This is a genomic window from Tardiphaga sp. P9-11 (assembly GCF_008329525.1).
Classification (GTDB): domain Bacteria; phylum Pseudomonadota; class Alphaproteobacteria; order Rhizobiales; family Xanthobacteraceae; genus Tardiphaga.
The window spans coordinates 279,223-289,318 of record NZ_NPKQ01000006.1 but is presented as its reverse complement, the minus strand read 5'-3'; the positions used below and the strand labels follow the sequence as shown (position 1 = coordinate 289,318).

At 60.1% G+C, this 10,096-nt stretch carries 9 protein-coding genes; 4 read left to right on the top strand and 5 right to left on the bottom strand.

Going from position 1 to position 10,096, the window contains the following annotated elements; all coding sequences use genetic code 11:
- The first annotated feature begins 624 nt into the window (after window positions 1-624).
- On the top strand, window positions 625-1,032 hold the full coding sequence (locus CIW50_RS20855; RefSeq protein ID WP_149533096.1) for a hypothetical protein: 408 nt from the start codon (window positions 625-627) through the stop codon (window positions 1,030-1,032).
- Window positions 1,033-1,053: 21 nt separating this feature from the next.
- On the opposite strand, the gene CIW50_RS20850 is transcribed toward CIW50_RS20855, so the two are convergent.
- The 3 genes from CIW50_RS20850 to CIW50_RS20840 form a co-directional block, all read right to left on the bottom strand.
- Complete coding sequence (locus CIW50_RS20850; protein ID WP_149533095.1) at window positions 1,054-1,533, bottom strand: phage holin family protein; 480 nt, start codon at window positions 1,531-1,533, stop codon at window positions 1,054-1,056.
- A gap of 86 nt (window positions 1,534-1,619) precedes the next feature.
- Window positions 1,620-1,991 (bottom strand): ElaB/YgaM/YqjD family protein, encoded by a 372-nt coding sequence (locus CIW50_RS20845; protein WP_149533094.1) that lies wholly within the window; start codon window positions 1,989-1,991, stop codon window positions 1,620-1,622.
- Between the two features lie 75 nt (window positions 1,992-2,066).
- Window positions 2,067-3,176, bottom strand: a complete 1,110-nt coding sequence (locus CIW50_RS20840; RefSeq protein ID WP_149533093.1) for an AI-2E family transporter — start codon at window positions 3,174-3,176, stop codon at window positions 2,067-2,069.
- A 235-nt stretch (window positions 3,177-3,411) separates the two neighbouring features.
- Here CIW50_RS20840 and CIW50_RS20835 point away from each other — a divergent pair, with 235 nt between their 5' ends.
- Window positions 3,412-4,203, top strand: coding sequence for a L,D-transpeptidase (locus CIW50_RS20835; RefSeq protein ID WP_149533092.1), 792 nt, complete (start codon window positions 3,412-3,414; stop codon window positions 4,201-4,203).
- Between the two features lie 64 nt (window positions 4,204-4,267).
- Window positions 4,268-4,876 (top strand): DUF2865 domain-containing protein, encoded by a 609-nt coding sequence (locus tag CIW50_RS20830; RefSeq protein WP_502707516.1) that lies wholly within the window; start codon window positions 4,268-4,270, stop codon window positions 4,874-4,876.
- A 24-nt stretch (window positions 4,877-4,900) separates the two neighbouring features.
- Here CIW50_RS20830 and CIW50_RS20825 read toward each other — a convergent pair whose 3' ends face one another.
- Window positions 4,901-6,994 (bottom strand): methyl-accepting chemotaxis protein, encoded by a 2,094-nt coding sequence (locus CIW50_RS20825; protein WP_149533090.1) that lies wholly within the window; start codon window positions 6,992-6,994, stop codon window positions 4,901-4,903.
- Between the two features lie 623 nt (window positions 6,995-7,617).
- Between CIW50_RS20825 and CIW50_RS20820 the strand changes: the two genes are divergently transcribed.
- Window positions 7,618-7,773, top strand: coding sequence for a Thivi_2564 family membrane protein (locus CIW50_RS20820; protein ID WP_149533089.1), 156 nt, complete (start codon window positions 7,618-7,620; stop codon window positions 7,771-7,773).
- A gap of 69 nt (window positions 7,774-7,842) precedes the next feature.
- Here CIW50_RS20820 and CIW50_RS20815 read toward each other — a convergent pair whose 3' ends face one another.
- A complete protein-coding gene (locus CIW50_RS20815; RefSeq protein ID WP_149533088.1) occupies window positions 7,843-10,002 on the bottom strand; it encodes a malate synthase G in 2,160 nt (719 codons plus the stop codon).
- Window positions 10,003-10,096: the final 94 nt, after the last annotated feature.

The following is a 10,096-nucleotide window of genomic DNA, read 5'->3' as shown; positions in this document are numbered from 1 at the left end:
CTTACCAATATCGATGCCGATCGAGGCGAGGGGCGCAATGGTCGTATCCATGGGCTGCTTCTCCGGTTGAAACGCAGCAGTCTAGGCCGACTGCCGCGCGGGGGAAGCAGCCGGTCCATCCCATTAGCGGACGTCTGAGCATTGTGCAGAACGTCTGGCACTGACGAAAAACAGACATCCCCGATGAAGCGCAATCAATGCTGTGAACATGCGGAGAGGAATATGATCTCAGGCTGGGATGAGTGACCAAGGTTGCTTCCCCGAGCTTTGAGCGGCATCTCGCGCTAAACTTGGGTCCACTGACCAACGCGGTGCAAAATTGCAGCTGGGACGGAAGGTAGGCACGCCCTTAGATCTAATTGAAACTTTAAATTATGTAAATTATATCAATAGCATAATGCGAGGTGTAGCTGGCATCACCACAGCTACACCCCGCGTCGCCGGTCAATTGGGGCAGGGGACGACCGGCTGTCAAGACGACGCCCGCCGATGGAAACCGTTCCCGGCAATCGCAAATTATTTAACACACGGTTAAGTGATCCCCGTTCTTGAACCTAGAGCCTTGACGCACGTTCCTATTACGGACGCGACGCAACGACGTCGCGCAGGGCAGGCGAGGCTCACATGTCAAAGGTATCCAGCTTGGTTTTGGGAATGGTCGCAGGCGCGACCATGTTCGGCGCCATTCAGTATGCTTCCGGCAATGATCTCCGGAGCACGCTGACCGATTCAGACAAAACCGCCGCCAGCGGTGTCAACCGTGCTGCCAAGGGCGACCGGGGTACCATGACCACCGCGCAGAACGAGCAGAGCCAGACGCTGTCGTTCCGCGTTCAGGGTCTGTCGGATACGTCGATCCTGTTGCGTATGGGCGCGGTGCCTGCGGTGGCGCCAGTCAAGAACGAAGCTATCAACGTCCGCCCGGTTCCCATGAATGCCAAGCCACAGCGTGCGGCCGTCGGTTGCGAGCCGCCGGTGAGTGTGCTGAGCGAGATGGCGAAGATTCTGCAGCCGGGTCGCTGCGTCACCTAATCCTCACGCGAACAATTTGAATCAATCGCCGGCGGCCTCATCGGGGTCGCCGGTTTCGTTTGCGTCGTCCTCATCCGCGGCGCTGTTGCGATTGGCGAGGTAGCCGAGGGCGACACCTGCGAGCGCCAGCAGCGGAATGACCTTCTTCAGGCCCAGCGTGCGTGCGATCTGGATACCGGTCGCCACCATCATCGGATCGATCAGCGGTGCATTAGCGGCAGCCCGTGCAGCTGCGCGTGCCGCGGCGGCTGCGCGCTCGCGGGCGCGCTTCTGTTTGGTGGCATAGATCTGCGCGAAGATCGCCGCGATCACCAGGAAGATGCCCGCGACCGTGAGGCAGGCCTCAATCATGCCGTAGCGCTGCATCGTCGCGATAAAAGCCGCGGCACACAGGAAGCACAGCGCTACAAAGCCAGCAAAGCCCGCTATTACCATGAGCGATGTCATGCGCATGCTGTTGCCCGTGCTGTTCTTCAGATCGTCGATAATACCCTTCAACATGGAAGCCCCCGAACCCGAACTCTAAAAGAAAACTGACGGCACCCTGGGGCACCGCCAGTCATCACATCTCAATTGTGCGCATCTGCTCAGCGGCGCCAGGCCATCCCGATCAGCACGCCGAGGCCGAGCGCCAGGCCGACTGCAGCCAATGGACGCTGGGTGATGCTGTCTTCCAGCGTTTCCTCCAGTGAATACGCTGCGTCATGCGCAGCATCATAGGCGGCGCTGCCGCGCTCCCGCATGTCGGACATCATGTCTTCGGCGTCGGCACGGGCCTGCTTGACCCTGCGGCGCGCCTGTTTTCCGGCCTCGCCAGTGAAAGCATTGAGCGCGTCGGTGATCTGTTCGGTCAGGGCTGCAACATCATTTCTCACGGCGGCGAGATCCTTCTGAAGGCGGTTATAGGTTGCTTTGTCGGTCAGTTTCTTGAGTTCATCCAGGCCATCGATATCCGCCATGCGAAGCTCCCCTGATACTGAAAATCCAATGCAGAAACGCCCGGTTAGACCGTAGGTTCCATCAGTAGAGCTGGATTAATCCGGCGGCAACTGCGGCGAATTGATCGGCATCAAATGCTCTTTCAAGATCAGCCCGACGATCAGGATAGGTGCTGCCAGAAAGCCGCCCATCGGGCCCCAGAGCCAGGTCCAGAATGCCAGCCCAATGAACACCGCCAGCGCGTTAAGTTGCAGTTTGCGCCCGATGATCGTGGGTGTGATGAAGTGGCCTTCCATGAAAGTGAGGCCGACGAATAGCAACGGCGCGATCATGCCGCCGGTGATCGTCGCCGAAGAAATAATTCCGACCACGACCAGAATCACGAACATTGCCACTGGACCGATGATCGGGAAGAAGTTGAGCGTCGCAGCCAGGGCGCCGAGGCCAGCGGGGTTGGGCATGCCGGTGACGGCGCAGATCACGCCGGTGGCGATGCCGACGCCGAAATTGATCGTGGTGACCATTAGGAGATAGTCACCAAGGCTGTTCTCTATGGCGTTGAGAATGCGCAGCGTCCGCAGCCGCCATTCGTGTTCGGCGAAGGTCATCACCAACGCACGGCGCAGATCTTTCCAGCTTGCGATGAACAGCACCAGTGTCGCGAAGAACAGCAGGAATTCGGTGAAGGTTGGCGACAGGAATTCGATGGTGGGCTGCACCCAATCTATCTTCGGCAACTCGAACTTTGTTGTCGCAAGCGTTTCGGTGCTGCCGAACACGCTCTGTATCTGGTGCCAGAGCGCCAGCGGTCGATCGAAGACATGCAGCTTGTTCTTGAGCAGCGAACCTAGTTCGGGGAGCCGCGTCGTCCATTCCATCAGCGGGGATGAAATAAGCCCCACGATGAAGGCGAGCCCGGCGCAGACCAAGATAACGATCAGGACTGCCGAGACGGAACGCGGAATGCGGCGCTTTTCGAGAAAGCTCGCTGCGGGCGACAACATTGTGCCAATGATGAAGGCTGTCACGATCGGCAGGAAGAATGCCTTGGCGACATAGAGCACCGCAACCACGGTGATCACCAGCAGCGATACCAGCGTGAAAGCTACCACCTCGGCACGGCGGATCACCGGCGGCTGCTCAATCTTGCTCTCGGGCACCGGCGTACCTGCAGGCGTTTCGGGGAAAGCGCGGACTTCACTCATGAGCTTTCCCGACATGCCGCTATTTGTTCGCACAGATCGCGATCGCGCGTCAGATCGCTGACATGCGATCGGGCTCTACAACACGACCATACCGCAAAGGTTCCATCGCGATTTCGTGAAGGTTCCTTGGTTGACAAATCATTCGGTGAACGCTCGCGGAGAGGGAACCGGGAGGCTTCGGCGCAGTTGTCCGCGGTCATCACGACGATGACGCGTCGCCAAACGGGGCAGTCACATGTCACAGGCATCATCTGGAAACCGCAAGCTTTCGCCGCGTCTCACAAGCGCGCTTGTTGTTACAGCCGCTCTGATCGTTGCTCCGCCGTTCGTCTCCAGCGCATCGGCGCAGGTGATGAACTATGCGCCGGCTGCGCAAAGCGCGTTTCCGCCGGACGAGGACGTGATGGCTGCACCGCGTGTGCGAGAGAATATGGATGTCGCTCTCCCCGAGCGCCTGCGCCGCGCTGAAGTCAGCTATATGACTCGCGAAGCGCCGGGCACGGTAATCATCGATACGGGCAATACCCAGCTTTATTATGTGCTCGGCAACAACCGCGCGATCCGCTACGGCGTCGGTGTTGGCCGCGAAGGATTTACCTGGTCCGGCACGCAGACTGTCACGCGTAAGGCGGAATGGCCGGATTGGCATCCGCCGCAGGAAATGATTGCGCGCCAGCCCTATCTGCCGCGCTTCATGGCTGGCGGCCCCGGCAATCCGCTCGGTGCCCGCGCGATGTATCTCGGCTCCAGCGCCTATCGCATCCATGGCACCAATGATCCGTCGACCATCGGCAAGTTCGTGTCGTCGGGTTGTATCCGCCTGACCAATGAAGACGTGCAGGACCTTTTCAGCCGCGTCAGCGTTGGGACCAAGGTTGTAGTGCTGCCGAAGTCGGTTGCGCCACGCTATGAGGCGCGCACGGCTCCGGCGCCGCGCAGCGTCACATCGATCTCGGTTCGCCCTGCCGGCGCGCAGCAGGCTCCGGGCCGTCAGGCAATGAACCTTTCGGCGTCGTCGCTTTACTGAGAGCCGATTATTCCCGTGTTGATACCGCGTTGGAGGCCCCATGGCCCGATTTTCAGGACAACGGATGGCTCTCGGCGCGGTCGCGGCGATTGTCATGCTCGAGGCCGCCCCAGCGCAAGCCCAGGATTTCTTTTCGGCATTGTTCGGAGGGATAGCGCGTGGCCGTGGCTCGGACATCTCGCTGCCTTTTGTCCATGATGGTCCGCCTGTGCAGGAGCTGCGCCCTCGCGCAGCAAGCGGCGGGCGTCAGGCTTTTTGCGTGCGTACGTGCGATGGGCGTTACTTTCCGATATCAGCCACGGACAGTCAGAGCCGCGCGGCGTCGTGCAATAATTTCTGTCCGGCGAGTGACACCAAGGTTGTTTATGGCAGCAGTATCGACACGGCTGCGACCGAGAACGGTAAGCCGTATTCGGAGCTGCCGAATGCATTCAAGTATCGCACCGAACTGGTGGCCGGCTGCACCTGCAACGGCAAAGACCAGATCGGTCTGGCGCCGGTGAAAATCGAAAATGATCCCACATTGCGCAAGGGCGATATCGTCGCCGGCACTGATGGATTGATGGTCACGGGCCGCGGCGCGGACAAACGCGGCGCATCGCTGAACATGTCGCCGGTGTCGCCGTCACTGCAGGCAAAGTATGAACGGATGCCGGTGGTGGCGCGGGAGTAATCCGCGCCACTTTATAGATCCCAATTAGGCCGCGCGGATCTTGCCCAGGAAGTCCGTCACCTGCGTGCCGAGCTGGCGCGTTTGTGTCGCCAGCGTCTCTGATGCCACCTTCACATCCTGAGCGGCTGCACCCGCCGCGTCGGCATCGGCACTGACTCCGCTGATATTGTCCGACACGTTGCGGGTGCCATCGGCCGCCTGCTGGGTGCTGCGGGTGATTTCCTGGGTGGCGGCGCCTTGTTCTTCGACCGCCGCCGCGATAGCGGTGGCCACTTCGTTTACTTCGCCGATGATGCCGCTGATCGACTTGATCGCTTCGATAGCCTCATTGGCGACTTTCTGGATGTCGGCGATCTGCTCGGAAATATCTTCGGTCGCCTTGGCGGTCTGGCTGGCCAGCGACTTCACTTCCGATGCGACGACGGCGAAGCCGCGGCCGGCTTCGCCGGCGCGCGCCGCTTCGATGGTTGCATTCAGTGCCAGCAGGTTGGTTTGCGAGGCGATATCGTTGATCAATCCGACTACTTCGCCGATCCGGTTGGCAGTCGCGGCCAGACCCTGAACGGTGGTGTCGGTTTGCTGTGCCTGTCCGACTGCACGGCTGGCGATGCCTGCCGCATGCGTCGCCTGACGGCTGATGTCGTTGATCGAGGCACTCAGCTCCTCGGCCGCGGCGGCAACGTTCTGCACATTCTCTGAGGCTTCGCCGGAGGCGCGCGCAGCATCTTGCACGCGGGCATTGGTCTGGCTGGACACAGCGGCCATGCCATCGGATGTCGTGCTCATCTGATCGGAGGCGCTGCCCAGGGCGCCGAGCGTGTCGCGCATCTGGATCTCGAACATGCCGATATACTGTTCGACAGCCTGCTGGCGCTGGCTGGCATTGGTATTGCGGTGACGCTCCTGCGCCTCGATCTCGGCCTTTTCCATCGCCTGTTTCTTGAAAGTCTCCAAGGCGCTGGCCAAGCCCCCGATTTCGTCCTGGCGGTCGGCATAGCCGGCATCGACGGCAAGGTCGCCGCCGGCCACTTTCAGCATCGCGTCGCGGATGGTGAGCAGCGGTGTGGTGACACGGCGCGTAATGGTGATCATGGCGCCAACGGCCAGCATGATGGCGGTCCCCAGCAGCACCAGTTGCAGGATCAGTGAGCGTTGCGCGGCGGACCACTGCACGAGACCGTGGTTCTTGGCTTCTTCAAGCGCGCGCTCGGCAACGACCACGGCTGTGCTCATCTTGTCGACGGTGAGCGGCGTCCATGTTGTCGCCGGTATTTCCGGCTTTTCGCCGATTGCGACGGCTTGGATCAAACGGTCGCGCAGTGCCAGATACTGCGGATCGAAATAGGATGTCTTCGCTGCAGCGAGGGCCGAGACGACACCTTGCGGCAATTGAGTACTCGATGATGCGATCTCCAGGGCATTCCATCCGGTCTCGATGCCGCCCGTCAGCTTCACATAGCTCCGCTGCAGCTCTGGCGAGATCTTGTTGACCGCGAGTGCGTTGGACACGATGACGGAGGCGTCGCCCGATGTGTTGCGCATCAGCCAGGCCATCTGCTTGATCGACAGTAACTGATCGATTACGGGGTCGTTGTGGCTCACGGCGGCGGTGAGGGCGGAAGAGATCTTCTCGAGCATGGCCAGAACGGAATCGACGTTGTCCTGGAATTCCTTGGCAAGGCCGGCGCGACGCGAAGCCTTCGGCTTGCTCATCTGATCCCAGGATTCGGTCTGCAGTGCGATCAGCGCTTGCATCAAACGGTTGAACTCAGGGACCAGCGTTGCCTTGCCCGGGAACTCGGCGGTGACCAGCAATTCGCTTGCTGATTTCATCGCCGGCATTTCTGCGCCACGGATGCGGCGGAGATAGGCCTCGGTGTCCGGCTGCATCACAACATCGGCGTTCAAGGTACGAAACGTCGTGGAGCGGTCGGTGCGAAGATTATGCATGGCCTTGAACACATGCCCGGAGGCCTCGGCGACGGTTGCCATGCGCCCGGCAACATTGAGACGCCCCCATGATTCCCATGCGCTGAGAACGAGGAAGGTTACGACACAGGCGGCCATGATGGCGATAACGGACTTGAGCAAAGCGGAAACGGTCAATCGATTAAGCACAACGAATCCCCCAAAAATAATTGGGCTATCTAAGGCGGAAATTGGTAAATATTTACGGTTCCGCCCGCATCGCTGAAGGAGTTGGTGTCGATGCTACCTTAAGTAGTTCGCGTGTTGCGCGACTTTGCCATCAATGAAGAAGTGCCGGCGGTGGGCCGGGCTTTTGGTATTTCCAGTACTTGATGACGCGGCTGATGGGCCTTGCTTAAGCCGCGCGGATCTTTCCGAGGAAATAATCACCTGCGCGCCGCGGCTGACAGGTCTCCGTCGCCAGTGTCTTCGATGCCACCTTCACATACAGCACAACGGCATCGGCCGTATCAGTATCGGCGGTACGCCGGTGACGTTGTTCGACACATGATCATCAGGTTGCGAGGATCGAAACAACGCAGGCGGCTATCATTGAAATGATGGATCTAAGCAGGGCGGAAACGGGCAAACTCTTGGACATGGCACTTCCCGAGCCAATGTAGTCAGGTAGCCGCAGAAAGGCGAAATTTCCTGCGGTATAATATGCGGCTGTTCCACACGTGGAACCCGGAGAGGTCGAGCGCGTTGATTGGGCACACGCAAGCGGCGGTGGACGTCGTTCGCTTTATCTCAATCTGGCTGGGGGATTGCACATGCTCGTCGGCGCTCTCATTACCTTTCTCGTCGTCATTCTTATTCTGTACTTGATCAATCTGTTGCCGATCGACGGCCGTGCCAAGCAGATCTGCCGCGTCGTCGTGATCATCCTCGGTGTGATATCGCTGCTGAAATACATCGCGGTGTTCTAGTGCTGCGAACCAACAAAAAAAGCCCCGGCGGTTCGCCGGGGCTTTTTTTATTGATAGAGCCGCTTGCGATCAGGCCAGCGCCTTCGCCTCGCGGCGGCGCGCAGTGAGGATGTATTCGGTGTACCCGTTCGGTTGCGTGCGGCCCTCGAAGATCAGGTCGCAGGCGGCCTTGAAGGCGACGCCGTCGAACGAGGGTGCCATGTTCTGGTAGATTGCGTCGCCCTTGTTCTGGTCGTCGACAACGACCGCCATGCGCTTCAGCGACTCCATCACCTGATCCTTGGTAATGACGCCCTGATGCAGCCAGTTGGCGAGATGCTGCGCGGAGATGCGCAGCGTGGCGCGGTCTTCCATCAGGCCGACGCCGTGAATGTCCGGCACCTTGGAGCAACCGACACCCTGGTCGATCCAGCGTACGACATAGCCGAGAATGCCCTGGCAATTGTTGTCGATCTCCTGCTTCACATCATCGGGCGCCCAGTTCGATTGCGACACCGGAATGGTCAGGATGTCGGTGAGCTTGCCGCGCGGACCGCCTTTGGCGAGATCCTTCTGACGGGTGGCGACATCGATCTGGTGATAGTGCAAGGCATGCAGGGTCGCGGCGGTGGGCGAGGGCACCCATGCGGTGGTCGCGCCGGCCTGTGGATGACCGAGTTTCTGTGTGAGCATGTCGGCCATCTTGTCGGGCGCCGCCCACATGCCCTTGCCGATCTGGGCATGGCCGGGGAGTCCGTCGATCAGGCCGACATCGACGTTCCATTCTTCATAGGCCTTGATCCACGGCGTTGCCTTCATGTCGTTCTTGCGGATCATCGGACCCGCTTCCATCGACGTATGGATTTCGTCGCCGGTGCGGTCCAGGAAGCCGGTGTTGATGAACATGATGCGCTTGGACGCATTCTGGATGCAGGCCTTGAGGTTCACCGTGGTGCGGCGCTCCTCGTCCATGATGCCGACCTTCATGGTGTTCTCGGGCAGCGACAACAGCTTCTCGACGCGGGCGAAGATTTCACAGGTCAGCGCAACTTCGTCCGGGCCATGCATCTTCGGCTTGACGATATAGACCGAGCCGGTGCGGCTATTGCGGATCGGGCCTTTGCTCTTGAGATCGTGGATCGCGATCAGGCCGGCGACGGCAGCGTCGAGCAGGCCTTCCGGGATTTCTTCGCCGGCACTGTCGAGCACCGCATCAGTGAACATGTGGTGACCGACATTGCGCATCAGCATCAGGCTGCGGCCATGCAGTGTCAGGCTCCTGCCATCCACCGTCTTGTAGACACGGTCTTCGTTGAGCGAACGCTTCAGCGTCTTGCCGCCCTTTTCGAAATCCGCCGACAGCGTGCCGTTCATCAGGCCGAGCGTGTTGCGATAGACCAGCACCTTGTCGTCGGCGTCCACTGTTGCGACGCTGTCTTCCATGTCGAGAATGGTGGAGACGGCCGATTCCATGATCATGTCGGCGACGCCGGCGGAGTCATCCTTGCCGATGGGGCTGCTGCGATCGATCTTCACCTCGATATGCAGGCCGTTATTGACCAACAGGATCGAGTCAGGCGATGCGAAATCGCCGAGATAGCCGGCGAGCTGGGCTTCGTTCTTCAGCGCGGTGAGATTGCCGCTCTTGAGCTTGGCCGAGAGTTGACCCGCAATGATGCTGTAGGCGGTGACGTCGGTGTGGCTGCCGGTGGCGAGCGGCGCGGCCTGATCGAGGAAGGCCTTGGCCTTCGCGATGACCTTGTCGCCGCGGGCCTTATTATAGCCTTTGCCGGTCTCAGAAGCATCATAGGGGATCGCATCGGTGCCGTAGAAGGCATCGTAGAGGCTGCCCCAGCGCGCATTTGCGGCATTGAGTGCGTAGCGCGCATTGGTGAGCGGCACGACGAGCTGGGGGCCGCAGATCTGGCCGATCTCGATATCGACATTGGCGGTCTCGACCGTCTTGGTCGCGGGCTCCGGGAGGAGATACCCGATCTCCTTGAGGAACACCGTATAGGCGTTCATGTCGAAGGCGCCCTTGTTGGCGCGGTGCCAGGCGTCGATCTTCTCCTGAAGCGTATCGCGGACTTTCAGCAGCTCGCGGTTCTTCGGTCCCAAGTCCTTGATAAGACCGGCGACGCCGGCCCAGAACGCATCCGGCGCAATGGCGGTCCCGGGGGCGGCTTCCTTGGCGATGAAGTCGAACAGGACGGGGGCGATCTGCAGTCCGTGGGCGTCGATGCGTTTCATGGTGTCTTTCTCGCGAGAAGCGGCAATTCTGCTCTAATTTCAGGGAGTATATGCATAAACGGCGCCAAACCGCGGCGCCCAGGGGACCTTTTAG

What these genes read in the sequence shown, in the direction of transcription:
- CIW50_RS20830 (WP_502707516.1), top strand. Translation starts at nt 4,268, where the DNA reads ATGGCTCTCGGCGCGGTCGCGGCGATTGTCATGCTCGAGGCCGCCCCA.
- CIW50_RS20855 (WP_149533096.1), top strand. Translation starts at nt 625, where the DNA reads ATGTCAAAGGTATCCAGCTTGGTTTTGGGAATGGTCGCAGGCGCGACC.
- CIW50_RS20850 (WP_149533095.1), bottom strand. Translation starts at nt 1,533, where the DNA reads ATGTTGAAGGGTATTATCGACGATCTGAAGAACAGCACGGGCAACAGC.
- CIW50_RS20835 (WP_149533092.1), top strand. Translation starts at nt 3,412, where the DNA reads ATGTCACAGGCATCATCTGGAAACCGCAAGCTTTCGCCGCGTCTCACA.
- CIW50_RS20840 (WP_149533093.1), bottom strand. Translation starts at nt 3,176, where the DNA reads ATGAGTGAAGTCCGCGCTTTCCCCGAAACGCCTGCAGGTACGCCGGTG.
- CIW50_RS20815 (WP_149533088.1), bottom strand. Translation starts at nt 10,002, where the DNA reads ATGAAACGCATCGACGCCCACGGACTGCAGATCGCCCCCGTCCTGTTC.
- CIW50_RS20820 (WP_149533089.1), top strand. Translation starts at nt 7,618, where the DNA reads ATGCTCGTCGGCGCTCTCATTACCTTTCTCGTCGTCATTCTTATTCTG.
- CIW50_RS20845 (WP_149533094.1), bottom strand. Translation starts at nt 1,991, where the DNA reads ATGGCGGATATCGATGGCCTGGATGAACTCAAGAAACTGACCGACAAA.